Origin of the sequence: Pseudonocardia oceanicola (assembly GCF_047200735.1) — a bacterium.
Classification (GTDB): Bacteria; Actinomycetota; Actinomycetes; order Mycobacteriales; family Pseudonocardiaceae; genus Pseudonocardia.
Genome location: NZ_JBJZON010000005.1, coordinates 117,963 through 142,518 on the forward strand (window position 1 = coordinate 117,963; position 24,556 = coordinate 142,518).

Sequence of the window (24,556 nt, forward strand, 5' to 3'; positions counted from 1 at the left end):
GGCCGGGAAACCGCGCCGTAGGCGACGGCCGCGGTCGGGTGGTTGAATCGCTGGCGGGTTCACCGTTGTGCCCGTGTGGGATCCACGCCCGTATCTGCAGGACGCGAAGGCCCACGAGTCCCCGGGACGGAAGAGGCCTCGGCGGTCGCGTTCACTGGCGCAACGTCGATTCGCGGTATGGGAGTTGCGGCCAGTGCACGGGCTCGGCCGGCGCGGACTCCGTTGGCGATGACGACGACCTCGGCGAGTTCGTGCACGGCGACGACGGCTGCGAGACCGAGGACGCCGAACAACGCGAGCGGCATGAGCGCGATGACGATGGCCAGGGACAGTCCGATGTTCTGCAGCATGATCGTTCGTGCGCGGCGGGCGTGGTCAAGGGCCTGGGGAAGGTGACGCAGGTCCTCGCCCATCAGTGCGACGTCGGCGGTTTCGATGGCCACGTCGGTGCCCATGGCGCCCATGGCGATACCGAGGTCGGCGGTGGCCAGGGCGGGGGCGTCGTTGATACCGTCGCCGACCATCGCGGTGGGGCGCTCGGTGCGCAGCTTCCCGATCAGCGCCGCTTTGTCTTCTGGGCGCAGCTCGGCGTGCACCTCAGTGATCCCGGCCTGGGCGGCCAGCGCGGCGGCGGTGGCGCGGTTGTCCCCGGTCAGCATCGCCACCCGGTGGCCGGCCTTCTGGAGCCGCGCGACGACCTCAGCGGCTTCGGAGCGGAGTTCGTCGCGGACCGCGACGGCGCCAAGCAGCTGGCTGTCGGCTTCGACGAGTACAGCCGTGGCCCCGGCGCGCTGCATGCGCTCCACCTCGGCCGCGAGGCCGGCGGGGTCGATCCAACCGGGCCGGCCCAGCCGCAGCGCGCGCCCGTCGAGCCGCCCGGTCAGTCCGGCCCCGGGTACTGCGTCGACGTCGGCGGCGGGGGTGACGGTGTCGACGGCGGCCAGGATGGCCCGGGCCAGCGGATGCTCGCTGCGCGCTTCGAGGGCTGCCGCGACTGCAAGCACCTGCTCGCGAGTAGCGCCGTCGGTGGCGGCCACCTCGATGACTGTGGGCTGGTTGCGGGTCAAGGTGCCGGTCTTGTCCAGGGCGATCCCGCGGATTCGGCCCAGGCCCTCGAGCGCGGCGCCGCCCTTGACCAGCACGCCGAGGCGGCTGGCCGCGCCGACGGCGGAGACCACGGTGACCGGCACGGAGATGGCCAGTGCACAGGGGGAGGCCGCGACGAGGACGACCAGGGCGCGTTCGATCCACACCAGCGGGTCGCCGAGCAGGCTGCCCACCCCGGCGATCAGCACACCGAGGATCATCACGGCGGGGACCAGGGGCTTGGCGATACGGTCGGCGATGCGCTGGGCGGCGCCCTTGCGGGCCTGTTCGGCCTCGACAATGCGCACGATCCGGGCCAGCGAGTTCTCCTCGGCGGTGCTGGTGACCTGCACCTCGAGCACGCCGGTTCCGTTGATGGACCCGGCGAACACCTCGTTGCCGGGGCCGGCCTCGACTGGTACCGACTCGCCGGTGAGCGCCGAAACATCCAGCGCGCTGCGCCCGATGGTGATGCGGCCGTCGGTGGCGACCCGCTCGCCGGGTCGCACCAACATGGTGTCGCCGACTCGCAACTCGGCCGGGGTGATGATTCTCTCCGTGCCGTCGCGCAGGACGGTGGCCTGTTCGGGGACCAGGGACAGCAGCGCGCGCAGGCCGCGGCGGGTGCGGGCCAGCGAGTACTCCTCGAGGCCCTCACTGATGGAGAACAGGAATGCGAGCATCGCGGCCTCGCCGACCTCGCCGAGCAGGACCGCGCCCACTGCCGCGATCGTCATCAGCGTGCCGACGCCGATCTTGCCCCCGGCCAATCGACGCAGGGTGGACGGAACGAACGTCCAGGCTCCGACCAGCAGCGCCGCCGCCTGCAGGACCAGCTCGACCGGGGCCGGCCCGTCCGCCCAACCGAGGATCAGCGCCGCTACCAGAAGCACCCCGGCGACGGCGGCAGCCCGGAGCTCGGAGACCTCCCACAGCCGCTCCGGCTCGTGCTCCTCGGCCTCCACACCGGGAACGCGAGGCTCGTCGCCGCCGCACCCACAGGCATCACTCATCGCGGGCCGCCATGATCTGGGCGGTGTCGACAGGGGCGCAACGGGTGGCGATGCCGTAGTTGGGACACAGCGCCACCGCGGATCCGGTCGCGGTCAGCAGCGTTTCCGCCGCGGCGAGTAGATCCATCAGCTCGGGGCGGGTCAGTGAGTAGAACATCTGCCGGCCCTGCGGCCGGCCGGCCACCAGCCCGCAATCGCGCAGGCAGGCCAGATGCGCCGACACCGTGGACTGCGCCAACCCGAGCTGACCGGTCAGGTCCACCACCCGGGCCTCCCCCTGAGACAGGCGCTGCAGAATCGCCAACCTGGTCGCATCCGACAACCCGTGGAACAACGCCACCGCAGGAAGCAACTCCTCCCGCGACTGAGGACGAGCAGCCCCCACCTCGTCAATCGCCATGCAGCGATGATAACGTCAAGGCCCGGTCGAGCTCCAGCGGGGAGGCGAACCCCGCAAAAGGGCGCATCAGGACAGAGAGTGCCCTACTGGCGAGTTGGTGCTGCTTGGCAGGATAGACGATCCTCCGACGTGCGCGAAGAATCTGCCTGCGGCACGGTGCATCGAGCGCGCGCCGACGTGCCGGAAGTCGGGAGGCGCCGGTGTTGATAGTCGAGTTCGTGCGCAGGTCGCACAGCGCTGGAGACCCGCCTTCCGCTGTAATCGTCTCCTGCTTGTAACATCGTCGCATGGCGATCGACAGCCCGTCGGATCCGGTCTCGGGCCGCGGGGACCACCCCCTCCCGAGTTCGCCGCCGCGACGGCCGCGGCCCGGGTACGGCGTGGTTGCCGTGGCCGGCCTGATGGCCGCGGCGGTGGTTCTGGTCGATGTGATCACCAAGTGGCTGGCCGATACGCGGCTGCCGGGCGCTGCGGTGGACCTCGGGATCGGCCGGTTGCAGCTGAGCCACAACACCGGGGTGGCGTTCAGCGTGGGCGACGGGCTGCCCGGATGGATGGTGTTGGGGCTGACCTCGCTGGTGACCGCTGGTGTGGCGGTGGCGATCGTGCTGGGTCTTCTTGCTCCGCCGGTGCCGGCGGGTCTGGTGCTGGGCGGGGCGGTGGCCAACATCGTGGACCGGGTCCCGGACGGGGCGGTGACCGATTTTCTGTGGCTGGGCTGGTTCCCGACGTTCAACCTGGCCGATACCGCGATCACTCTCGGGGCGCTGGGTTTGCTGTGGGGGGCGTGGCGCGGTGCTCGTGCCGAGGCCCGGTCGGGGTCTGCGGGGGTTGTCGAGGGATGAGCCGGTGGCGTCCTGGTCGGGTTGGCTGGCTGCGGATGCGCCCGGGGGCGCTTCGGCTGGCGGTGGGTGGGGTCGTGGCGGTGGTGCTGGCGGGCTGCTCGTTCGCGACGCCGACCGGGAACGCACCGAGTCAGGCCCGGCCGTTCACCTTCGTCGCTCCCGGTGGGCAGACACGGATCTTCTACGATCCCCCCGAGCAACGGGGCAGCGTCGGAGAGTTGTCCGGGGAGAGCCTGCTCGACCCCGCACGGACTATCAGGCTCAGCGACTTCGGCGGCCAGGTGGTGGTGCTCAACGTCTGGGGTGCGTGGTGCGGGCCGTGCCGTGAGGAGATGCCGGGCCTGCAGCAGATCCACGAGCAGATGCAGCCCCAAGGGGTCACCCTGCTGGGCATCGACGTGCGCGATGATCGGGAGACGGGCCGCTCGTTCATGGTCGACCGCGGGTTCACCTACCCGTCGATCTATGACAATCCGGGCCGCTCTCTGTTGGCGCTGCGCGGCTTCCCGCGCAACACGGTGCCCTCCACGGTCGTGCTGGACCGCCAGCAGCGGGTGGCTGCGATCTTCCTGACCGCGGTGCGGGTTTCTGAGCTGCTGCCGGTGGTGCAGCGCATCGCTGCTGAACCGGCCCCGCCGGGTGGCGCTGCACCTGTGTCTGCTGGGGGCTCTGGGGCCGCAGCGGAGCCAGCGGGAGCAGCGGGAGCAGCAGGCGGGGGCGGTTCGTGAGCGGGCTGACCGAGCTGGCGATCTCCGGGCCGTTGCTGATTGCGTTCGGGTTGGCGCTCGCGGCGGGGGCGCTGTCGTTCGCCTCGCCCTGCTGTCTGCCGTTGGTGCCCGGCTACGTCGGCTACCTGGCCGGGCTGGTCGGGGTTGAGCAACGCGACGTTGAGCAACGCGACACCGCTGGCGACGAGGGTGTCGGCGCCGGGACCGCCGAGCGGGCTGTCAGGCGTGCGGGGCGATGGCGGGTGGCCGGGGCGGCGTTGTTGTTCGTGGCTGGGTTCGCCGTGGTGTTCGTGGCCGGGGTGTTGTTGGTGCTCGGGCTGTCGGACTGGTTGCTGGGCAACGAGCAGCTGCTGCAACGCCTCGGCGGGGTGGTGACGATCGCGATGGGGCTGGTGTTTCTCGGGTTTTTTCCCGCGCTGCAGCGGGAGGTGCGCATCCACCGGGTGCCCCGGGTCGGGTTGGCCGGTGCCCCGGTGTTGGGCGCGGTGTACGGGCTGGGCTGGACGCCTTGCCTGGGGCCCACGTTGACCGGGGTGATCGCGTTGGCCACCGGCACACAGGTCGGCTCGTCGACGGTGCGCGGCCTGGTCCTGGTGCTGGCCTACTGCGCCGGGCTGGGCGTGCCGTTCGTGCTGATCGCGCTGGGCACCCAGTGGGCGGTACGGGCCACCGACTGGATGCGCCGCCACATCCGCGGCCTGCAGATCACCGGGGGGATCATGCTTCTCGCGCTCGGCGGGCTGCTGGTCACTGGGCTGTGGGGCGAGTTCATCGCCTGGCTGCGCGGGCCGATCGCCGGATACACCCTGCCGTTATGAGCTTCCCCAGCCCCCGAGCCACGGTCCCCCACACCCGTGCGGCCGCGGCCTCCGCTGAGGCGGGGATCGCCGCGGCGATCCCCGGGCGCCCGCGCCGGCGGTTGGTCGGTATGGGCTGGCGGTGTGCCGGTGCGCTCGGAGCCGGCGCGCTGCTGTATCTGAGCTTTCCGCCTCGGCCGCTGTGGTGGCTGGCTCCGATCGGGTTCGCGGTGTTCGCGCTGGTCCTGCGCGGACGCGGCCTGGTCGCGGGGTTCGGCTACGGCGCCCTGGCCGGGCTGGGGTTTTTTGTGCCGTTGCTGTCGTGGACGGGGACCTACGTCGGGCCGTTGCCCTGGCTGGTACTCGCCGGTTTGCAGGCGCTGTTCGTGGCGGTGACCGGGGCCGGGATCGCGGCGGTGTCGCGGTTGCCGGGCTGGCCGGTCTGGGCGGCCGGGATCTGGGTGGGCGGTGAGGCGGCCCGCTCGCGGGTGCCGTTCGGCGGGTTCCCGTGGGGACGGGTGGGCTTCGGCCAGCCCGACGGGGTGTTTGCCGCGTTGGCCGCGGTCGGCGGCCCGGCGTTGATCGGGTTCGCGGTCGTGTTGACCGGGTTCGGGCTGGCGGTGATCGGTGCCGATCTTGTCCGCCCGGCCGCCACGGGAGCCTTGATCGTCCGGCACTGGGGGGCGTGGGTGGCTGTGCCGGTGGTGGCCGCGTTGACCGCCCTGCCGCTGCTGGATGTCGACGTGGGCGACACCGGCCAGGACAGCGGCACCGCCACGGTCGCGGTGATACAGGGCAACGTGCCGCGGCTGGGCTTGGACTTCAACGCGCAACGCGCCGCGGTGCTGGCCAACCACGTGCGGCGCACCGAGCAGCTGGCCGCCGACGTGGCAGCCGGGCGGCTGCCCCGTCCGGACGTGGTCATCTGGCCGGAGAACTCCGCGGATATCGATCCGTTGCGCAACCTCGACGCCGCCGCGGCGATCGACCGGGCCACCGCGGCGATTAACGCGCCGGTGCTGGTCGGGGCCGTGGAAACCCCGCCCTCCGGAGGCCCGCGTAACACCGCGATCCGGTGGGAGCCGGGGGCAGGCCCGACCGGCAGCTACACCAAGCGCCGGCTCCAGCCCTTCGGCGAGTACATGCCGTTGCGTTCGGTTGTGCGCCTGTTCAGCGACAAGGTCGACCGGGTGCGGGCCGACTTCGTGCCGGGCCGCGAGGCCACGGTGCTCGAGCTGGGCCCGGCCGCGGTCGGGGTGGCCACCTGTTACGAGGTCGCCTTCGACGACACCGTCCGTGACACCGTCCGCGCCGGTGCTCAGCTGCTCGCGGTACCGGCCAACAACGCCACCTTCGGACGCACCGAAATGACCTTCCAACAGCTGGCCCAGTCCCGGATCCGGGCCATCGAACACGGCCGCACCGTCCTGGTCGCCGCGACCAGCGGAGTCAGCGCGATCATCGACCCCGACGGAGAGATCATGCAGCAGACCGGGCAGTTCACCGCCGACGCGCTGGTCGCGCAGGTCCCGCTACGCGCTCGCGTCACCCCGGCCACCGCCGTCGGTGGCGCGGTGGAGTGGGTCCTGGTCGCGCTCGGTGCCGTCGCGCTGCTCGTCGCACCGGCACGCCGGGCGCTACTGCACCGTGGAGGCCGTGTCTGATGGGGCCGAGGCCGACAAGGGCAGGATGGAAGGCGCAGACGCGCGGCGCGGCGCCCCATCGTGCGGGGCTGCAGAGTGCGGGCGGGCTAGGCAGTGCGGAGCTGCGGTGGACGGTGGCTGTGGTGGTGCTCGGCGTGGTCGGGGTGATCGCGCTCTGGCCGCGAACCCCGCAGCCCGCCGATTTCCCACCCGCAGCTGCGGTGCCCGTCGGGGCACAGCCGGCCCCCGGACCGCAAGCCGAGGCTGTCGACGACTCGGCTCTGACCGCGGCTCGAGCGGCGGCCGCACTGCCCGCCTGCCCGGCCCCTGCACCGGCGGGCGCACCCGCGGCGGTGCCCCGTGGTCCGCTCGCCGAGGTCGTGGTCCCGTGCCTGGGCGCGCCCGGCGCGGTGCCACTCGGGCGCGCCCTGGCCGGGCGGACGGTACTGCTGAACCTGTGGGCGTCGTGGTGCGGTCCCTGCCGCGAGGAGATCCCGGTTCTCAACGCCTACAGCACCGCCCCCGGGGCGATCCCGGTGCTTGGGGTCAACGTGCGCGACCGACCCGGCGACGCCCTGGCCCTCGCTGATGAGCTCGACATGAGCTACCCCTCGCTTAGCGACCCGGACAACCGGCTGCAGGCGGCATTGGGGCCACCCCCCGTGCTGCCCAGCAGCTGGCTGCTCCGGCCCGACGGCACCGTCGAACGGATCACCGACCCCCTGGTCTTCCACTCCCCCCAACAGGTGGCCGCAACCGTGGACGCCGCAACACAGCGTGCTCAAACCAGCAAGTGAGTCGCCGCAGAGGCGGACCGCCCTAGGCCACACCGGTGACACGGAAGGACTCAACAGCGATGACACAGAGGTGGGCACCTGTGAGGACAGCGTGGCGCAGCCGGAGGCGCAGCAAGACCTGTGTTGAGGCCCTCGTCGTCGGTGTGGCGGTCACGGCCCTGCTCGCCGGCTGTGCCGCTGCGGGACCCGCTGCTGGACCTGCTGCGGGACCTGCTGCTCGGTCCGGAGCCGGGCCCACGCCGGCCTACGCGCATGTGCACGGAGTGGGCGTCGACCCCGCCGACGGCGCGATCTACGTGGCGACCCACGACGGCTTGTTCCGCACCGGCCCGAGCGGTGCCGGGCCGCTGCAGCCCGCCGGCACCACCGGGCGGGACCTGATGGGCTTCACCATCACCGGGCCCCGAGCGTTCCTGTCCAGCGGGCACCCCGGCCCGGACGAGCAGATCGCGAACCCGCTCGGGTTGATCGCCAGTACTGATTCCGGGGCGAGCTGGACTACTTTGAGCCTGGCCGGGGAGGTGGACTTCCACGCCCTGGAGACCAGCTTGGGCACCGTTTACGGCTACGACGCCACCAACCAGCTCCTGCAGGTCAGCGCTGACGGCGGGCGCAGCTGGCAACCCCGTGCCCCGCTGGCAGCCTTGGACATCGCCGTCGACCCCGCGGATCCGGCGCAGGTCCTGGCCACGGTATCGGGCGGGGTGGCGGCCAGTAGCGATGGTGGGCGCAGTTTCGGGCGGGCCGCCGGGCCCGCCATGGCCTACCTGTCCTGGGCCCCGGACGGTGCGGTGTTCGGTCTCGGATCCGACGCCACCCTCTACACCCGCATCCCCGGAGCCGACTGGCGGCAGCTCGGCGTCGTTCCCGGCGGCCGTGCGCAGGCTCTGACCGCGCTCGGCGGCGGCCAGCTGCTGATCGCCACTGCCGGTGGTATCTACCGTTCCGGCGACGGCGGGCGCACCGTGGCGGCGTTGACGTGAGCAGGCCACTGCTTCATGCCGGCTTCGCCGCGACCGGCAACGGACCGCTGCGCTCGGAAGGCGAGCTGTGGGCTGGCGTCGCTGGCCCCCCGAGAGCACGGGGGCGCGCGCAGCCATGAGCAGCACCTCCCGGACGGTCGATGGATCGCCCGCTCCCGCCGCCCCGCCGGTACGGCCACGCCCCCGCCGGTGGCTGCGACGGGCCTGGTGCCTGGCGGCTCGGCTGCTGTCTGCGATGGTGCAGGCCCCGGTCGCGCTCTCGCTGACCGCAGCGTTGTGGGGGCTGGGCGCCCTGACCGGCAGCCTGCTGCACGGCCCGGGCCCGCTGCTGCGCCAGGCGGTGGGCGTGGGCGTTCCCAGTCTGGCCGTGGGCGCGTGGTGGTCCCCGCTAACCAGCCTGCTCTGGTGCGCCAACCTCGCCAGCTATCTTGTGGCCACGCTGCTGCTGCTGGCGGTGCTCTTCCCCGTCGAACGCCGCTTCGGCTCGGCCCGCACCCTGGTGCTGCTGGTGCTGGCGCAAGGCATCGGGATGGCCGTGGCCGGTGGCCTACTCACGAGCACGGCGAGTGTGTCCGATCTGTGGGCGCAACGCATGGCCACAGACCTCGCCGTCGGCCCGGCCGGCGCGGTGCTGGGCGTCGCGCTGGGGGTCAGTGCGCAGCTCGACTCGCTGTGGCGGCGTCGCCTGCGGCTGGTGCTGCTGGTGGGCTTAGCGACGGCGGCGTTGTACTCCGGGTCGTGGCAAGACGTGTCGCGGCTCGCGACCGGGTTGGCCGGACTTGCCGTGGGGATGGTCCCGCTGGTGTGGCGGTCCGCTCCGACCGCCCAGCGGCGATCACAGCGACCCTCGCCCTGGCCAGCAGCGGGAACCCGAGCTCGACGGCGGTGGGCGGCGACCGGACCGGAGGTCCGGACCCTGGTGGCCTTGGTGGTGGCCGCGTCAGCGGCCGGGCCGGTGTTCGCCGCGCTCTCCGGATCCGCGGGCGGGCCGCTGTCGGTGCTGCGCTACCTGGTGCTGGACCCGGCCCCGGACGCGACGACCGTTCAAGCGCTCTGTGCGGACCCGGCCGTGGTGGAGGACTGCGCTGATCTGCGGCTGCGGCTGCGGATCGGCGGGGCCGGGCCGGCGGTGTTGTCGCTGCTGCCGGTGCTGGTGGCACTGCTGTTGGCCGATGGGCTGCGCCGGGGACGACGATTCGCGTGGTGGGGCAGCCTCGGGCTTCAGCTCGTGTTCGCCGGGCTCGCGGTGAGCCTCGCGGTCCTCACCTCCGCGGTACCCGCCGAACGGCTCGTCACGTTCGGACCGAACGCAGCGGCGGGCGGCTCGAGTACCGCACTCGTGGCCGCGGCCGCTCATCCCCTCGCCGTCGTCGCCTTGCTGCTGGTTACACGGCGACGCTTCGCAGTCACCGCGCCGGCGCGGGTGCTGCGCCGGTGGGCGGCCGCGGTCGGCGCAGCGTTCGTCGCGTCGTCGCTGGTGTATCTGCTGGGCGGCTATGTGGTGCGCGACGGCTTCTTCCCGCAGCCGGGCTGGGCACAGCTCGCGGCCGACCTACCCACCCGCTTCCTGCCCGTGGGGTACCTCGGCCAAGTCGAGGTCGCGATCGCCCCGGTCGGCTGGGCCGCCAGCTGGCTGTTCGGATGGATCGGGGTGCTGTTCTGGGCGGTCGCGCTCGGCAGCGCCCTGCGCGTGCTGCGCCACGCCCCGTCGGTCCCCGACGACGCGGCCGCCGCCCGTGAGCTGCTGTGCCGCCACGGCGGATCAACCCTGTCCTGGCTGACGACCTGGCGGGGGCAGCGGTACTGGCTCGACCACACCGGGCGGGCCGGCATCGCCTACCGGGTGATCGGCGGGGTCGCGCTGAGCACCGGCGAGCCCTTCGGGAAGGCCCCGGACCGGCTGGGCGCGGTGGATGGCTTCGCCCGGTTCTGCGCCGAGCACGCCTGGACCCCCTGTCTCTACAGCGTCGGCGCCCCGGTCCGTGATCATCTCGAGCAGCGCGGGTGGGCGTCGCTGCAGGTCGCCGAGGAGACGGTGCTGGCGCTGCCGGAGCTCAGATTCACCGGCCGCCGGTGGCAGGATGTGCGCAGCGCGCTGAACAACGCCCGCAAGGCCGACATCTGCGCGGAGTGGGTCGACTACACCTCCGCGCCCGCGGCGATCGCCGACCAGATCCGGGGCATCTCCGAGGACTGGGTGGCCGAGAAGGGGCTCCCGGAGATGGGGTTCACCCTCGGCGGCCTCGATGAGCTCGCCGACCCGCAGGTGCGCTGCCTGCTCGCGGTCGACGCCGACCGGACCGTGCACGGCGCGACCAGCTGGCTGCCGGTCTACGCCGACGGGCAAGTCGTCGGCTGGACGCTGGATTTCATGCGCCGCCGCGACGGCGGCTTCCGCCCGGTCATGGAGTTCCTCATCGCCTCCGCCGTCCTCGCCTTCCAGGAGGAGGGGGCCCAGTTCGTCAGCCTGTCCGGGGCCCCGCTGGCCCGCCGGGACCGGGGTGAGCGACCCGACGGGCTGCAAAGGCTGCTGGATCGGCTCGGGGAGACCCTCGAACCGGTGTACGGGTTCCAGTCGCTGCTGGCGTTCAAGGCCAAGTTCCAGCCCGAGTATCGGCCGCTGTATCTGGCCTATCCCGACCCGGGCGCGCTACCCGCGATCGCCGCGGCGATCACCCGCGCCTACCTCCCCGACCTGACAGCCCGGCGCGCCCTGAACGTGCTTCGCCGCCTGCGCCGGCCCCGGCGAGAGCCTGCCCCGCCGCCAGCCAGCTCTCCCCCGGCTCGGCCATCCGAGGATCCAGCCGCCCCGGGCCGCCGACGGTGAACAGGCTCCTCGACGCCTCGGTCCTCGCCGGCCCAGCCACGCTGATCATCACCGGGTTCGGGCTGGTCGCGTTCGTCGGGCTGCTCAGCGACCGGCATCGACGATGGTGGACCACGATCGTGCCGCTCGTGGCCCTCAGCGCCGCGGCCGCAACTGCCCTCAGCGGCTGGGTCATCAACACGTGGTGGCGCCCGTTCCCGGATCCGCTGCCCATTCGCGTGCTGCTCTGGGGTGGTGTCGGCCTGTTCGCCCTCGGCCTGGCCGGGGCAGGCTGGCGGCGCAGGGGCTGGCCGGCGCGAGGACTCGCCGCGCCGCTGCTGGTGCTGGCGCTGCTGCTACCGGCCATGAAGATCAATGCGGTCTACGGCTACTACCCCACCGTCCGCGCCGCGCTCGGGATCCCCGACGCCAACGCCATCGAGCTCACCGAGCTGCCCAACGTGCCGACGTTGCCGGTGCGACCGGACCAGCCCTTGGCACAGGCCTGGCGGCCGCCACCGGACATGCCCGGCGCGGGTCGGGTTGCCCGCGTCGAGATCCCCGGCGTGGTGTCCGGCTTCCGCGCCCGGCCGGCATCGGTGTATCTGCCCCCGGCCTACCTGTCAGCCCAGCGCCGACCCCAACTGCCGGTCCTGGTGCTGATCGCCGGGCAACCCGGCTCCCCGCAGGACTGGCTCGTCGCCGGCAAGCTCGCCCAGGTCCTCGACCGCTTCGCCGCCACCCACAACGGGCTGGCCCCCGTGGTGGTCCTGCCCGACGCCACCGGGTCGACGCTGGCCAACCCACTGTGCCTGGACTCGCGGCTGGGCAACGTCGAGACCTACCTCGCCCGCGACGTCCCCGACTGGATCACCACCGCCCTGCACACCGACCCCGACCCGCGCCGCCGCGCCATCGGCGGATTCTCCTACGGCGGCACCTGCGCCCTGCAGCTCGCCGTGCGCCAACCCGCCGTCTACCCCACCTTCCTCGACATCTCCGGACAAGCCGAGCCCACCCTCGGCACCCGCGAGCAGACCGTGCAAGCCGCCTTCGGCGGTGATCAGAGCGCCTACCGCGCGGTCAACCCGCTCGACATCCTCGCCACCACCCGATTCCCGCACACCGCGGGCGTGCTCGCGGTAGGACGCGACGACCGCGACTACGGGCCCCAAGCCCGCACAGTGCTTGACGCCGCCCAACGCTCCGGGATGAACATTGAGCTACTCGAGCTGCCCGGCGGCCACAGCTGGACGATGGCCACCACCGCCCTCGACGACGCGCTGCCCTGGCTGGCCGGCCGCACCCACCTCACCCCGCAAGCCAACCCGAACCAGTGAAGCGTCGACCGGGTGCCGCGGCCGGGCCAGCATCCCGCCATCCTGCAGCTTCGGCTCAGGACGAAGGCTCAAGGCATCTCTACCGGCCGAGTAAGCACTCGGCACTTGCCCACAAAAGGCAGACGTCAAGCACACGCCGGACACCGGAATGAGCATCCCGATCAGTCTCGCCTTCGCTCTGCAGGTTCTCGTCGTCGTCGCCTACGCCATGCGATCGGCCTGGGAGTGTCAGTACGCCTGCCGGGATCTGGGGCCTGCACCATTCGGCAACCCGGAAGCCGCATCCCCGAGAACCCGGGGGGAGAGCCGACCAGATCGGGAGATCGCCGCCGCCGACAAGGCGTCCTACCACGCACAGGGAACCCGTCAACAGCGAAGTGTCGCGGGCCGCGGCGACGCGGGCAACGTCGCCGGCCGCCCGGCCGCAAGCCGTCAGCGCAAGCACAACCTCGTCGATCCCATCCAAACCGCGCCGCTGCTGGAACCGGGGAGCAACGGTGTAACCGGTCTTGGTGACGGCACCGGTCGTGGCTAGTTTCTGTTGCTGCGACCGATACGGCTGGCGGAGGTTGATCCCGAAAGGGCGTTCAGGGCCGGCTTCCACCGCATTTCGCCCTGCCTTCTCCGATGTCGAGGGACCGGATGACCAGGTAGAGAAACTTCAGCGCGGCCTGTTCGGTCGGGAAACCCGCGCGCCGTGCTCGTCCGCCCGTACCAGCGCTTGCTGCGGCCGGTTGCCGAGGGAGTCAGCGTCGTCGCCCGAATCCTGCGCGCGCAGCAACCGCAGCTCCGTTCTCAGCTCCGCGAGCTGCCGCTCGACGATGGGATCGCTGCACGCATCACGGCCCATCTTGCAGCCCCCGCGAAGGCTCGGTCGGATGCACACGAGGTAGGTGACGATGATCGAGACAGCAGGGAGGACCCAGGTCGACATCACGCGTCGTTGTTCACGCGCTGCGCCGCCCGCGCGGCCTTCAGTTGGTCGATCTCACGACGCAGCTCAGCGATCTGGACCTTCTCCGCCTGATGACCAGCCGCGTTGCCCTTGCCGCGCTCCTTCACCCACATCAAGGCCATCCCGAAAGGGCAAGAAATCGCGAGCAAGCTGTACAGCACCGACTCCATCATTCCTCCTAAAGATATCTATTATTGGGACGGCGCGCTCGTGCCAGTAGCGCTCCTCGAATGTAGCTACGCCAGTACATGTTAGGGATGGCACCGTAAAGGCCTGGGCCGGCCGGCGCATGTAGCCACTCCGCGACGAAGAACCCGCCGCGGCCCATCCGAAGAACCGTGGGAGCGGCAGACCGGAGGGTCCCGCCGCAGCGGTCGAGACCGGGCGGCCGCCAGGTAGGATCGCACGCTAATCAACGCTGCTCCGGTTGCGCTACAACTTGCGGCGCACTCACCGAGAGCAAGCCCACCGTGAATCTTGGCTTCCCGTTGTAGTAGTTGATGCGACCCGGGCTCGGACACCAGCTCGTCTTAGAGCGCCGAACCCCACTACGGCCCCAGGGAACAAGCCAGCCACGCCAGCCGGTTCGACCTGACCTGCCACGGCCGGCGCGGCGATCAGCACCCTCTCGACGGCGATATGGTGTATCGCCGTGGCGGCTTTCGTTCACTTCTCAAGGGGCGTAGCGCCTCGTTCGCTCAGCAACTGCCGCATCAGCACCGTCTCGGCGCTTTGGGCCGTGAGCATCTGCGCGGCCAGGTTCCGGACCTGGGATTGCTGGGCCAGCTGAGCGGCCACATCCAGCATCGCTGCGCCACCTTGGTGATGACGGATCATCAGCTGCAGGAAAAGGACATCGGCGGACGGACCCGAGCTGGCCCGCAGCCGGGCGAGGTCGTCCTGCGAGGCCATTCCGGGCATCGCAGCCACGCCGGCCGCGGCGTGTGCCTGCTCCATGCCAGGCACCCACCGCATGTAGCCGTTCACGGGCTGCAGCGCAGCGCCCCAGAGCGACAGCCAGCCCTGCATCTGGCCAATCTGTGCCGTCTGCCCCGACTCGATGTCGTAGGCAAGCTGGCGGATCACGGGGTCCGTACTGTGATCGCGTATCCAGCTGGCCATCTGCACCGCGTTCCCGTGGTGCACGCTCATGTCCTGGGCGAAGCCGACATCGATGGACTCAGCGCCCGGGTCTGGAATTGCCTCGATTTGACCGACGAGCCGGTCCGCGGCCGCGCCCAGCAGGATCAGTGAAATCGCCAGGCCGATACCGAGCAGCACTCGCGTCCAACGTCTCGCGACGCGGACCGGGACGGAGGTCTGTGCCGACACGAGGCTCGTCTCGCCGGCGCCGCGGTCATCGGCGCGGTCGGAGGACGGGGTGTTGATGCCCGAGAGCCTGCTCATGATCCCCCTCCCATCGGTGCCACGTTGTCACCGCTGGCTGCGGTGGACTCGGCCTCGGCGCGCACGCCAGGCTGGCCCATCGCGCTGGTGGGCGGCGCCGGACGATAGGGGGGCGGATCGTCCTGATCGAACCGGCCCGGCCCCAGCGCCTGGCAGCTCGCCCCGACCTCCGGGTGGGTGTTCGGGTTGGCCCTAAGCGCCGCAACGAACTGGTCGATACGCGGATCCGCCGGGTCGGCCAGCTTGAGTTGATGCCCCCAGGACTGCAGCGAGATGGGCTGATCCAGTCCCGGATAGGGCGACATCGCGGAGTAGGGCCGGTCTCGCACTCGCGCGGCGAGCTGCTCGACGCCATCCCTCCCGAGCCGCTCGGGGTTGTAGGTGATCCACACCGCGCCGTGCTCCATCGAGTGCACCAGGTTCTCGCTGCGCACGGGTTGGTCATAGACCACCCCGGTGCACGCCGCCCACATCCCGTCATGGGCGCCGCCGCTGGGCGGCGAGTGCGTGTAGGCGACCTGCTCGGTGCTCGCCACATGCTGACCACCTCGGTAGGCCACCACCTCCACGCCGGGAATCTGAGTGGAGGGGTCCGGTACCGCTGCAGACGGGGTGTATCCGGCCAGCGCGGCGGACCGAGCGTCTTCTGATCGGTCCCGAAGCCACGCATACCCGAACACGCCGACCGCGAACAGCACGACCACGGCCACCGCCGCGATGGTTCCCCACGGGGTCGACCGTCCGGTGATCCGCCTACCACCCCGGGCGCGGCGCGCCGTTCCCCGCCTGCCCGTCATCGGCCACTCCATTCGTCGCGCCCTCTCACGGGGCCGTCACGCGACTCCATCGCGCGTGCCGGCCGCTGGTCGGCCTGGTCACCCTGAGACCGCGATCGCCACACCAACGGATCGCCCGAACAAGCTATCATTGCCACTTGCCGATACTGGAAGGTGGCCGAGCGATGAGACGCACCGCGGCATGGAAAGTGACCCTGAGTGCGCTGGTCTTCGTCGTGGCGGTGCTGACCGGCGCCAGTAGTTGCGTCCAGACTGACGACCGAGGCGGCTCTGGGCAGGACTCGAACAGCCCGCAGGTTTCGACCCAGCAGCAACCCCAGCCAAGCGATGACGAGGGCTCGCGCGACACGAACGCACCGGACAGCGACGGCGGGGGCAGCGGCTGATCGACGCTGCCCCAGGTCTGATCGATGCTGCCGGGTCGCGGCATGGCCCCGGCGTCAGAGCGGCGGGTGCCGACCAGGAACGAGCAGCCCGGGACCCTCGGAACCGCCCCTCAGTTGCACGACAATCAAGGCGCCCCCCACGATCGAGACCGAGGGGTTCGAGACACCGGCCCGACCTGTCTCCTCCGGGCGCGATGGCCGAGCCTCGGCCGAGCGAAGGATCCCTTCCTCGGCCGAGGGTCGGCCATCGCCGCCTGGCCCAGGCGGAGACCGCAGCACCAGTCGGCTCACCGGGGCGTCGAGCGCCAATCCGGCGGTGGGCTCCGCCGGGATGGCATCGCGGGTCTGGTGGCCCGGCTGGCCCGGACACTACGCCGGCTCGCGCACCATGGTTTGGCCGCAGCAGCACGTCGGGGCATCCTGCGGGCCAGTGCACACGGGAGGAGCTGCGCGGGTCACGGTCAGCTCGCACCCGCAGTCATCGTCCGGGCAGCGAAACACCTCACCCTCGCGGAACGGCATGATCAGCACCTCTTTCGTCGCGTTTTCGTCGAACCCTTCCGACGCTAGAAGCTGGCCCCTGGGGCCAGGTCAACCCCGCCAAGCACGAAAGGCAGGCATCGCATGCCGCGCCCGCAGCTGACCACCGGTCAGGCCGCCCGTGCGGCCGGTCTGACTCGCAAAGCGATGCGGTTGTACGAGGCCAAGGGCCTGCTGCCCTCCCCAGAGCGCACCGCGACCGGCTACCGGCTCTACACCCCACACGACGTCGAAGTCCTGATCTTCATCCGCCAGGCCCGTACCCTGGGCCTGCACCTTGACGACATCCGCGAGGTGCTCGCCACCCGGGATCGAGGGCTTCCTCCGTGCGCCACAGTTCGCGATCTGCTCGACGCACGCATCGTCGAGCTCGAGGCCGCCGCCGCGGAACTCACCGCGTTCCGCGACGCCCTCGCCGAAACCCGGCAACGGGCCGACAGCTGCAGCGATGACCGACCTGTCACCGTCTGCGCAATTCTCGAGAGAACCAACAGTCACCTCCACGTCCACTCCCGGGAACCATCTCGGCCGCCGAAAGGGGCCGCGCCGGGTGGACGGTGAGCACACGACGGCGCCCCCGGAGACGCTGCCGCTGGCGGCCGCAGCGTCCAGCTCGGCCCACGCCCAGCTCGGCCCATGCCCCCGATGGCACTCATTGGCTGACGGACGGGGGCGGAGCGCCCGCGCGGTAACGCTCGAGCAGGACCACGGCGTGGCGGACCGAATTGAGGTCGGCCACCGCGGGGCCTTCACCGCTCGCGTAGACGACGAGATAGACCTCGACGGTGTTCCCGGTTCCTTCGGCCGCTACCGGGAGCGGTGCCCACCCCTGAGCGGTGCCGGGGACGGGGCGTCTCCGCCACAGCACTTCGGCGCCGCTGGCGCTTGGCCGGGTCGCGGAGAACGGTCTTGGCGCGCGCCGGTGCGCGATGACGCCTGGAACGTTGGTCAGCGTGCGGAAACCCCGTTGCAGCGGGTCGACCGGAACTTTTGTGAGCTGCTCCAGGAGTTGCGGGTCGCCAGACGGGGGTACAGATTCTCCTCGCCTTCTTGCTGACGCTGCCGTTCACCACCCGGTTCACCCTCCTCGATGGCGTCGGCCGCAGTCTCTACCTGATCACGGTGGGCACATGCGTGGCCACGTTGGCGCTGTTGATCGCTCCGGTGGCGATCCACCGAATGGTGTTCCAGCGCGGTCGCAAGTCGGAGCTGGTCCGCATCGCGCACCGGCTGGCGCTGATCGGACTGGCCGGCTTGGCCGTCACGATCGTGACCGGCGTGTACCTCGCCCTGGAGATCGGACTGGGCGAGCGCGCGGCACTGTGGATCAGTAGCGCACTTCTGGGCGTCTACGCGCTGCTGTGGGCCGTGGTGCCGCTGTGGTGCCGCCGATGACACCAACCCCCGCATCTCCGGCGCCGCTTGCTAGCGATGCGCAGTCCTCGGTCCAGGGGCCGCGCGGCCCTGGGTGGCCAGGAGGCGGGCCGGGGCGAGTCTAGCTCGGGGCCCCACGGTGATCTGTCGTGGAAGTGTGCCGGACAGCCGAAGGTCGGCCGACATCGCCTCGCTCGGCCGCTACTCCCGACCGCTCGCCAATCCTGCCGCCGGCACAACGGCCCTGTCGCCCCTTGTCGTGACAGCCACGATCAGCGGCCTGCACGACACGACGTGGAGGTCTCGGGCCGTTGGCCGGCGCCGAAGCTGGACAAGCACGGGTGCGCGCATTGCCTTGAGTTCTTACAAGATCCGTTGCGCGGGGCTGCGGCTCTGCAGGGTGAACTTCGCCCCTTCTGCCCCTTAGGCGCTTCCGCATCCCGGCCGGCCGCGAGTACAGTTAATCATCGTGATCTAGCGATGCTATCGACTTTCCTCGATGAAGGGGGCTCCATGGCCACCGGGCAGCCCGCCGCGCCAACCAAGCAGTTCATACCCCGGCTCGGCGCCATCACTCCAGCAGGACCTCAGGGAGCGCAGCGATGAAAGCGGCAACCACGGTGCGGCATAACTGGCCGCTGGCTCTGCCGGTGCTGGCTGCGGCGCCTGGGCTAGTGCTGCGGTTCAGCGGCGTTCACGTCCCGGCGGGGCTGGCCGTGCTGCTGCTGGGTGCGGCGGTGATCGGGGCAGCGTTCTTCCTGAGTTGGGGCGCGGAGCTGGCCGAACGTGACATCGGGCAGGGGTTGGCGCTGGCGCTGCTGGCGTTGATCGCGGTGCTGCCCGAGTACGCCGTCGACGTGGTGTTCGCCTGGAAGGCCGGCCAGGACCCCGAGATCTACGCTCCGTTGGCGCTGGCCAACATGACCGGGGCGAACCGGCTGTTGATCGGCATCGGCTGGTCGGTGGTGGTGTTGGCCGCGCTGGCTGCGCGACGGCGCCGCGACCCTGACGGGCCACCCGAGGACCGCTCGGCGGTGCGGCTGGAGCCGGTGCAGACCGTGGAGGTCGCCTACCTTGCGGTGGCGAGTCTGTACGCACTGAGCTTCGCGCTGCGCGACACCCTCAACCTGCTCGACACACTCGTCCTGTTCGCAATCTTCGGGATCTACCTGGTGCGGGTCCGCGGCGCCGAGGGCGAGGGCAATGACGAGGACGACGACGAGGAGGGCGGTGAGCTGATCGGTCCCGCGGCGCGGATCGCGACCGGCCCGCCCCGGCCCCGCCGCTGGGCCGCAGTGGGGATGCTGGTATTCGCCGCAGCGGTCATCCTGGCCGTGGCCGAGTCCTTCGCCGACAGCCTGGTCGAGGCCGGCACCGAGCTCGGAGTCAGCCAGTTCCTGCTCGTCCAGTGGGTGGCCCCGCTCGCCTCGGAGACCCCGGAGTTCATCGCAGTGCTGATCCTGGCCTGGAAGCTGCGTGGTGCCGCTGCCCTTGGCGCCCTGATCTCCTCCAAGATCAACCAGTGGACGCTGCTGGTCGGCATCCTCCCGCTGGTCTTCGCGGTGTCCGCGGGCTCGCTGAGCGGGCTGCCGATCGATCCGCTGCAGCGCGAGGAACTGTTCCTCACCGCGGCCCAGTCGATGTTCGCCGTGGCCCTCGTCGCCGCGGGCGCGTTGTCGCGACGAGGAGCCTGGGCCCTGCTCGGGCTGTTCCTGGCACAGTTCGCGCTGGCCTGGACCCTGCCCCCAGACCTGGCCGCGATCGAACGGATCGGCCTCGGCGCGCTGTACCTGCTGCTGGCCGTGATCCTGCTCATCCGCCGCCGGCGCGCCGTGTGGGCCACCCTGCGCGACGGACTCAGCGGCCGCGCGCTGCGCGAACAGCGCCCCGAGCGGCCCTGAGTCCACCCTCTGACCCCGACAGCCTGACCCAAGCCTGCTCCGATCACAGCCCAGATCACCGAGTGCTTCGCATGCCCCGACGTGCTCGAGCCCTTGACGCCGCGATCGGCCTGCCCTGGAAGGAGCCGTCCCATGCTGATGAACCGGGTGGAAACGGCGTTGATCAACAGCCCGCCGCGGCGCGCCCTGCAGCGGTACTACGAGGTGCCCGCCCTGCAGCGGCTGGGCGGATCCCTACCGCACGATGCGCGGGTGCTGGAGCTGGGCTGCGGCGCCGGCTACGGCACCGAACTGATCCTGGCCCAGTTCGCCGCCGCCCGGGTTGACGCGGTCGACCTGGACCCGGCCATGGTGGCGCGGGCCCGCCGGCGACTCGCCGGCTACCAGGGGCGGGTCCGCCTGATGGTCGGCGACGCTACGGACCTGCGGGCCGCACTCGACGCCGAGGACGCCAGCTACGATGCGGTGTTCGACTTCGCGATCATTCACCATGTGCCGGACTGGCGGGCCGCGCTGAGCGAGGTGGCCCGGGTGCTCAAGCCGGGCGGGCGGTTCTACTTCGACGAGGTCACCGCGGCCGCGTTGGCCACCCGCGCCTACCGATGGCTGTTCGACCACCCCACCGAGGAACGGTTCAGCGGCGAGGAGTTCCTCACCGAGCTGCAACACCAGGGCCTGCGCGTCGACCCCCGCTCCCGTACCCACCTCCGCGGGCACTACCTCCTCGGGGTGGCCGAGCGCCCCCACTCAGGCCAGGAGGCTCGGTGAGCGCGCCGCAACAGGCCCACTACCGGGCGTGGACCGCGCGCGGGTTCGATCTGGTCGGTTCGATCCTCGCGTTGGGGATCAGAACCTGGCTCCAAATCCGCCCAACCGGCACGAGCGGGCTTCGCGGCATCCCCAGCCGCCCCGTCTCGTTGGCGTGGTGGGGCGGGACCATGTTCCCCGCTGCGCTGGTACTCGGCCGGCCGCGGCCGACACTTCTGCTCACCGACACCGCGGCCCCGGCCCGGTCCCTGTTGCATCCCGTGATCGCCCGACTCGGGCCCTTGGTCGCGGTCATCGACCTTGGCGTCGTGCTGATTACGGGCCTCGGCGTCGCGCTGATCACGCAGAACGCCGGCACCTCCTGGCCGCATCGGCGCCGACGAGTCCAAGCGCACCGAGCTGATCCCGAACGGGCTGTTCGCCGGACCCGCAACCCGATCTTCACCAGCATGAGTCGCGGTTCTGGTCGGCGTCGCACTCATGGCGCCGACTTTGATCGCCCCCGTTGCCCGCCCCGTTGCCCGCCCACTTCCCGGGTCCTCGTCGCTCTAATGGCCGGGGTAAAGATCCAGGTTGTTCGTGTCGTCGAGCAGCCCTACCGGGGCCGGACCCAATCGCGGGCCTACGTCGAGCACACCGCCGCCTCTAGGCGGTTCCCTCCCGCGTTCGGGTGTCCGACCGTCACAGCGCCGGACGATCCGTGCAGGTCCACATGGCTGCCGACATGACTGCCGAGGAGCACAGCGTGCTGCGGCTGCTGCGCGACGCCCACCGGGCCTACCGGCGGGGGTGGCCTGCGATCATTGCCCGCCGACGCGACCGCCTCGCGGCGATCATCGCCTACAGCCGTGAACACTCGCCGCTCTACCGCGACCTCTACCGCGACCTGCCCGCACGAATCGACTACCCTGAGCTACTGCCGGTCACCAGCAAGGCGCTGCTCATGCCTCGGTTCAACGACTGGGTCACCGACTCACGCGCAACCCAAGACCTGGTGCAGGCGTTCGTGGCCGACCCAACCCTGATCGGGCGGCGGTTCCTCTCCGCCTACACGGTGGCGACCACCTCGGGCACCACCGGGGTTCGTGGGACGTTCCTGCTCGATGAGCACGCACTCGCGGTGGCAGCCGCGCTGAGCTGGCGCATGCTCAGCACCTGGCTGAGCCCGGCCGCTTTCCCCCGACTCGTTGCCGGCCGAGGGCGAGTGGCGATGGTCACCGCCACGGGCGGGCACTTCGCCTCCTCCGCCGCCGCCGCCCGCCTGCGAGGTAGCGCCCAGGGCCGAAGCCGAGTTCACGCACTGTCGGTGCACACGCCGCTGCCCGAGCTGGTCGCCCAACTCAACGCGTTGCAGCCCGCAGTGCTGGCCCCCTATGCCAGCACGGCCGCGCTGCTGGCCGCCGAGCAGCAGGCCGGGCGGCTACGCATCCGACCCGCACTGGTCGCGTTGACCGCCGAAGGGCTGCCCGAAGCCGAAACCACCCGAATCGCCGCCGCGTTCGGCGCTGTCGTCGGCAACTCCTACGCCGCCACCGAATGCCCGTTCCTGTCCTACAGCTGTGCGGAGGGCTGGCTCCACGTCAACGCCGACTGGGCCCTCCTCGAACCCGTCGACGCCAAGCACCGCCCCATCCCACCCGGGCAGCAGTCCCACACCGTGCTGCTCACCAACCTCGCGAACAGGGTCCAGCCGATCCTACGCTACGACCTCGGCGACAGCGTCCTGGTCCGGCCCGACCCCTGTCCCTGCGGCGCCCCGCTACCGGCCCTGCGGGTACAGGGCCGCACCGCCGACCTGCTCACCCTGCCCACCCCGACCGGTAGCAGCGTGACTATCACGCCGCTGGACCTCACCACCAGACTCGACCGGGTGCCCGGCCTTAAACTGTTCCAGATCCGGCAGACCACTCCGACCGAGCTGTCCGTGCGGCTGACCGCTGCGGCGGACGCGGTCCCCGACCGCGTGTGGTCCCTGGTGCACCGCGAGCTCACCGAGCTCATCGCCCGCAACGGCCTCACCCACGTGACCGTTCGCCGAGCCACCGGACCGCCTGAGCCCGGTACGGGCGGCAAGTACCGGCTCGTCGAGCCCCTGACACCCACCTCCCGATCAGGCTGATCACCATGACAGCGGAGGACAATTCATTCCTCAATGTCACTGGGCTATAGCTCCGAGCGTTCCCCCGGGGGAAGGACCAGCGATGAACACGCATCGAGCCCAAGCCGCAGCCTCGGATGATCCGCAGCCGTTCGGGCCAGCCTGCGCTGGGTGGCCCGCAGCTGGTCTCGGCGTTGCTCGGTCTCGGCGCGCAGTGTCGCCACTGGTGTGGCGTGACGTGGACGGGCTTGCCGAGCTCGTCGCGGATGTCGCAGGCGCGCAGCCACTCGCTCAGCTCGCCGCGGAACGTGGCGGTGCTGAAGGGCTCGCGGCCGTCGGGGTTGCGTGTCGGGCGTGGGAGCAGGAACGTCGCGGACGGCAGCTCGGCGAGCACCGCCTGTTGCTGTCGGCTGATCGCGTCGGCCAGGTCGGTGTCGATGGGCACGAACGCTTCGCGGCGCATCTTGTGGTTGGTGTAGTGCACGTAGGGAGCGCCGTGGACGTCGCGGACGACGCAGTCCAGGGCGAGCTTGCATCCGTCGCCGACTCGCAGGCCGGTGCTCATCAGGATGCGGACGAGCAGCCGGCCGCGTGGGTCCTTGAACCGGGCGAGGTTGTCGGGGTGTTCCAGCTGCGCCATGACCGCTTCGGACAGCGCCCGCGGCTGGCGCTGGTGCAGCCGCGGGTAGTCCTCCCGGTAGAGGTCGACGTGGGCATCCAGCCGCGGCTCCCAGCCGTGCTGCCGCGCCGTCCGCAGCAAGCCGGCGACCGCGCCGATGTAGCGGGTGCGGGTCTTCGGCGACGGGTATCGAGCCGCCAGATGCGCCAGGTGGGCCTCGATCAACTCGCGGGTCACCGCCTGCGGCCCGCGCTGCAGCGACGGGAACGACTGCGCGAACAGCGTGATCGCGCGCACGTCGGAGCGCACCGCGCCGACACTGATCCCGGTCGAGAGCCGCCAGCGGATCCAGCGCTTCGTCAATGATCGCAGCCACGCCGCTTCGATGCCGTCGAAGCGCAGCTGGCCGTCCCGGCCCGGGTAACCGAGGCGGCGCAGCAGCCAGACGTCGCGGGGGTATTCCGCGTCCCAGCCGACGCCGTCGGTCAGGTCGTGCAGGTAGCTGATCGCGTCGAGCAGGAACCGCCGCTCGATGCTGCCGCGCTCGCTGGAGTAGCCGAGGTAGGCGGTCCACTCCTCCGGGGTGCGGTCCAGCAACGAGGCGGCACCTGCCCTGGGCAGGGCACGGATCAGCCGCAGGATGCTCTCCGGGCGAGTCTTGGTGCGCCGCTCGTCGACGCGCCGCTGGATCGCGTAGGCGATCTCGGACCGCATCGGTGTCGGCAGCGCGCGAAGGTCGAACTTGTCGCGGCCCCAGAGCATGCAGTGCTCGATCCACTCGTCGACGGGTGGACGGCCGTGACGGATCCATCGACTGCGATGAACTTGGCAGAGTCCAGCCGCGCCTTCGGCGTCCAAGCTGCAGGTCGGGAAGGCGCACTCCGGTGCCGCCGGCAACCGACCGCCGCCGCCAGCAGCGATCCACGCGCCGCGTTCGGGCCGTCCGGCCTGCTCCCATCGGACGGCATGGGAATGACACAGGTCGTGCTCGCAGAGCGCGCGGCGACACGACGCGACGGTGCACTTGCGCGGTTCGGTCAACCAGCGGGTGTTCGCGGTGACCGATGCTGCCCAGGCTTCGACGTCGGGGCGGCCGTCGGCGTGCCAGCGCTGGTAGTGGCGGTTGCACATGCCCTGGTGCACCGGTCGCAGACAGCGGCGACGCAGACCGGCCCGCCGGTCACCGGGTCCGACGGGTCGACCAGGATGACCGGCGCCGCGAACTCCGGGCGAAGCAACGTCCGCAGCCGCGTGGGCAGATCGTCGCGGGCCG

22 protein-coding genes and 1 pseudogene are annotated in these 24,556 nt (G+C 71.2%); 15 read left to right on the forward strand and 8 right to left on the reverse strand.

The window, feature by feature from the left end; all coding sequences use genetic code 11:
- Positions 1-59: 59 nt before the first annotated feature.
- The gene (locus ACL02T_RS10185) at positions 60-2,099 is read right to left on the reverse strand and encodes a heavy metal translocating P-type ATPase (protein ID WP_412830388.1); all 2,040 of its coding nucleotides are present in this window, start codon (positions 2,097-2,099) and stop codon (positions 60-62) included.
- Positions 2,092-2,499, reverse strand: a complete 408-nt coding sequence (locus ACL02T_RS10190) for an ArsR/SmtB family transcription factor (RefSeq protein ID WP_412830389.1) — start codon at positions 2,497-2,499, stop codon at positions 2,092-2,094. Before ACL02T_RS10190 ends, ACL02T_RS10185 begins: the two co-directional genes overlap by 8 nt.
- A gap of 287 nt (positions 2,500-2,786) precedes the next feature.
- Between ACL02T_RS10190 and ACL02T_RS10195 the strand changes: the two genes are divergently transcribed.
- The 9 genes from ACL02T_RS10195 to ACL02T_RS10235 all read left to right on the forward strand — a co-directional run bounded on the left by ACL02T_RS10195 (position 2,787) and on the right by ACL02T_RS10235 (position 12,973).
- Entirely contained in the window at positions 2,787-3,344 is a 558-nt protein-coding gene (locus ACL02T_RS10195) for a signal peptidase II (RefSeq protein ID WP_412830390.1), read from the forward strand.
- 74 nt (positions 3,345-3,418) lie between these two features.
- A complete protein-coding gene (locus ACL02T_RS10200; protein WP_412830391.1) occupies positions 3,419-4,072 on the forward strand; it encodes a TlpA family protein disulfide reductase in 654 nt (217 codons plus the stop codon).
- Positions 4,069-4,890: a cytochrome c biogenesis CcdA family protein gene (locus tag ACL02T_RS10205; protein ID WP_412830392.1), complete on the forward strand. Its 822-nt coding sequence runs from the start codon at positions 4,069-4,071 to the stop codon at positions 4,888-4,890. The genes ACL02T_RS10200 and ACL02T_RS10205 overlap by 4 nt, the downstream gene beginning before the upstream one ends.
- Positions 4,887-6,533: an apolipoprotein N-acyltransferase gene (gene lnt / locus ACL02T_RS10210; protein WP_412830393.1), complete on the forward strand. Its 1,647-nt coding sequence runs from the start codon at positions 4,887-4,889 to the stop codon at positions 6,531-6,533. The genes ACL02T_RS10205 and lnt overlap by 4 nt, the downstream gene beginning before the upstream one ends.
- Positions 6,534-6,646: 113 nt before the next feature.
- Positions 6,647-7,309, forward strand: coding sequence for a TlpA family protein disulfide reductase (locus ACL02T_RS10215; protein WP_412830394.1), 663 nt, complete (start codon positions 6,647-6,649; stop codon positions 7,307-7,309).
- Positions 7,310-7,368: 59 nt separating this feature from the next.
- Positions 7,369-8,292, forward strand: a complete 924-nt coding sequence (locus tag ACL02T_RS10220) for a F510_1955 family glycosylhydrolase (RefSeq protein ID WP_412830395.1) — start codon at positions 7,369-7,371, stop codon at positions 8,290-8,292.
- A 235-nt stretch (positions 8,293-8,527) separates the two neighbouring features.
- Positions 8,528-11,119 carry a bifunctional lysylphosphatidylglycerol flippase/synthetase MprF gene (locus tag ACL02T_RS10225; protein ID WP_412830396.1) on the forward strand — a complete coding sequence of 864 codons (2,592 nt, stop codon included), beginning with the start codon at positions 8,528-8,530 and terminating at the stop codon, positions 11,117-11,119.
- The gene (locus tag ACL02T_RS10230; protein WP_412830397.1) at positions 11,116-12,438 is read left to right on the forward strand and encodes an alpha/beta hydrolase; all 1,323 of its coding nucleotides are present in this window, start codon (positions 11,116-11,118) and stop codon (positions 12,436-12,438) included. The genes ACL02T_RS10225 and ACL02T_RS10230 overlap by 4 nt, the downstream gene beginning before the upstream one ends.
- 148 nt (positions 12,439-12,586) lie before the next feature.
- A complete protein-coding gene (locus tag ACL02T_RS10235) occupies positions 12,587-12,973 on the forward strand; it encodes a hypothetical protein (RefSeq protein ID WP_412830398.1) in 387 nt (128 codons plus the stop codon).
- Here ACL02T_RS10235 and ACL02T_RS35150 read toward each other — a convergent pair.
- The 5 genes and pseudogenes from ACL02T_RS35150 to ACL02T_RS10255 form a co-directional block, all read right to left on the reverse strand.
- A pseudogene (locus ACL02T_RS35150) lies at positions 12,970-13,133 on the reverse strand (IS256 family transposase); the annotation flags it as partial. The gene ACL02T_RS10235 and the pseudogene ACL02T_RS35150 overlap by 4 nt on opposite strands.
- The gene (locus ACL02T_RS10240) at positions 13,100-13,372 is read right to left on the reverse strand and encodes a hypothetical protein (protein ID WP_412830399.1); all 273 of its coding nucleotides are present in this window, start codon (positions 13,370-13,372) and stop codon (positions 13,100-13,102) included. The gene ACL02T_RS10240 and the pseudogene ACL02T_RS35150, both read right to left, overlap by 34 nt.
- A complete protein-coding gene (locus tag ACL02T_RS10245; protein ID WP_412830400.1) occupies positions 13,372-13,566 on the reverse strand; it encodes a hypothetical protein in 195 nt (64 codons plus the stop codon). The genes ACL02T_RS10240 and ACL02T_RS10245 overlap by 1 nt, the downstream gene beginning before the upstream one ends.
- 493 nt (positions 13,567-14,059) lie before the next feature.
- Positions 14,060-14,800: a DUF305 domain-containing protein gene (locus tag ACL02T_RS10250; RefSeq protein ID WP_412830401.1), complete on the reverse strand. Its 741-nt coding sequence runs from the start codon at positions 14,798-14,800 to the stop codon at positions 14,060-14,062.
- Positions 14,797-15,510: a thioredoxin-like domain-containing protein gene (locus ACL02T_RS10255; protein WP_412830402.1), complete on the reverse strand. Its 714-nt coding sequence runs from the start codon at positions 15,508-15,510 to the stop codon at positions 14,797-14,799. The genes ACL02T_RS10250 and ACL02T_RS10255 overlap by 4 nt, the downstream gene beginning before the upstream one ends.
- A 251-nt stretch (positions 15,511-15,761) precedes the next feature.
- Here ACL02T_RS10255 and ACL02T_RS10260 point away from each other — a divergent pair, with 251 nt between their 5' ends.
- The 6 genes from ACL02T_RS10260 to ACL02T_RS10285 all read left to right on the forward strand — a co-directional run bounded on the left by ACL02T_RS10260 (position 15,762) and on the right by ACL02T_RS10285 (position 22,685).
- Entirely contained in the window at positions 15,762-15,983 is a 222-nt protein-coding gene (locus tag ACL02T_RS10260) for a hypothetical protein (protein WP_412830403.1), read from the forward strand.
- A gap of 624 nt (positions 15,984-16,607) precedes the next feature.
- Complete coding sequence (locus ACL02T_RS10265; RefSeq protein WP_412830404.1) at positions 16,608-17,084, forward strand: MerR family transcriptional regulator; 477 nt, start codon at positions 16,608-16,610, stop codon at positions 17,082-17,084.
- Positions 17,085-17,573: 489 nt separating this feature from the next.
- Entirely contained in the window at positions 17,574-17,918 is a 345-nt protein-coding gene (locus ACL02T_RS10270; protein ID WP_412830405.1) for a DUF6328 family protein, read from the forward strand.
- 581 nt (positions 17,919-18,499) lie between these two features.
- A complete protein-coding gene (locus tag ACL02T_RS10275; protein WP_412830406.1) occupies positions 18,500-19,798 on the forward strand; it encodes a calcium:cation antiporter family protein in 1,299 nt (432 codons plus the stop codon).
- Between the two features lie 132 nt (positions 19,799-19,930).
- Positions 19,931-20,566 carry a class I SAM-dependent methyltransferase gene (locus ACL02T_RS10280; protein ID WP_412830407.1) on the forward strand — a complete coding sequence of 212 codons (636 nt, stop codon included), beginning with the start codon at positions 19,931-19,933 and terminating at the stop codon, positions 20,564-20,566.
- 724 nt (positions 20,567-21,290) lie between these two features.
- Entirely contained in the window at positions 21,291-22,685 is a 1,395-nt protein-coding gene (locus tag ACL02T_RS10285; protein WP_412830408.1) for a phenylacetate--CoA ligase family protein, read from the forward strand.
- Here ACL02T_RS10285 and ACL02T_RS10290 read toward each other — a convergent pair.
- Positions 22,582-24,045 carry a tyrosine-type recombinase/integrase gene (locus ACL02T_RS10290; protein WP_412830409.1) on the reverse strand — a complete coding sequence of 488 codons (1,464 nt, stop codon included), beginning with the start codon at positions 24,043-24,045 and terminating at the stop codon, positions 22,582-22,584. The genes ACL02T_RS10285 and ACL02T_RS10290 overlap by 104 nt on opposite strands.
- Positions 24,046-24,556 lie beyond the last annotated feature (511 nt).

Bases quoted from the DNA above. Each gene is read 5' to 3' on its own strand.
- ACL02T_RS10245 (WP_412830400.1), bottom strand. From the start codon at position 13,566: ATGATGGAGTCGGTGCTGTACAGCTTGCTCGCGATTTCTTGCCCTTTC.
- ACL02T_RS10260 (WP_412830403.1), top strand. From the start codon at position 15,762: ATGAGACGCACCGCGGCATGGAAAGTGACCCTGAGTGCGCTGGTCTTC.
- lnt (WP_412830393.1), top strand. From the start codon at position 4,887: ATGAGCTTCCCCAGCCCCCGAGCCACGGTCCCCCACACCCGTGCGGCC.
- ACL02T_RS10240 (WP_412830399.1), bottom strand. From the start codon at position 13,372: ATGTCGACCTGGGTCCTCCCTGCTGTCTCGATCATCGTCACCTACCTC.
- ACL02T_RS10235 (WP_412830398.1), top strand. From the start codon at position 12,587: ATGAGCATCCCGATCAGTCTCGCCTTCGCTCTGCAGGTTCTCGTCGTC.
- ACL02T_RS10285 (WP_412830408.1), top strand. From the start codon at position 21,291: ATGACTGCCGAGGAGCACAGCGTGCTGCGGCTGCTGCGCGACGCCCAC.
- ACL02T_RS10265 (WP_412830404.1), top strand. From the start codon at position 16,608: ATGCCGCGCCCGCAGCTGACCACCGGTCAGGCCGCCCGTGCGGCCGGT.
- ACL02T_RS10190 (WP_412830389.1), bottom strand. From the start codon at position 2,499: ATGGCGATTGACGAGGTGGGGGCTGCTCGTCCTCAGTCGCGGGAGGAG.
- ACL02T_RS10280 (WP_412830407.1), top strand. From the start codon at position 19,931: ATGCTGATGAACCGGGTGGAAACGGCGTTGATCAACAGCCCGCCGCGG.
- ACL02T_RS10195 (WP_412830390.1), top strand. From the start codon at position 2,787: ATGGCGATCGACAGCCCGTCGGATCCGGTCTCGGGCCGCGGGGACCAC.
- ACL02T_RS10225 (WP_412830396.1), top strand. From the start codon at position 8,528: ATGGTGCAGGCCCCGGTCGCGCTCTCGCTGACCGCAGCGTTGTGGGGG.
- ACL02T_RS10220 (WP_412830395.1), top strand. From the start codon at position 7,369: ATGACACAGAGGTGGGCACCTGTGAGGACAGCGTGGCGCAGCCGGAGG.
- ACL02T_RS10290 (WP_412830409.1), bottom strand. From the start codon at position 24,045: ATGCTCTGGGGCCGCGACAAGTTCGACCTTCGCGCGCTGCCGACACCG.
- ACL02T_RS10275 (WP_412830406.1), top strand. From the start codon at position 18,500: ATGAAAGCGGCAACCACGGTGCGGCATAACTGGCCGCTGGCTCTGCCG.
- ACL02T_RS10250 (WP_412830401.1), bottom strand. From the start codon at position 14,800: ATGAGCAGGCTCTCGGGCATCAACACCCCGTCCTCCGACCGCGCCGAT.
- ACL02T_RS10185 (WP_412830388.1), bottom strand. From the start codon at position 2,099: ATGAGTGATGCCTGTGGGTGCGGCGGCGACGAGCCTCGCGTTCCCGGT.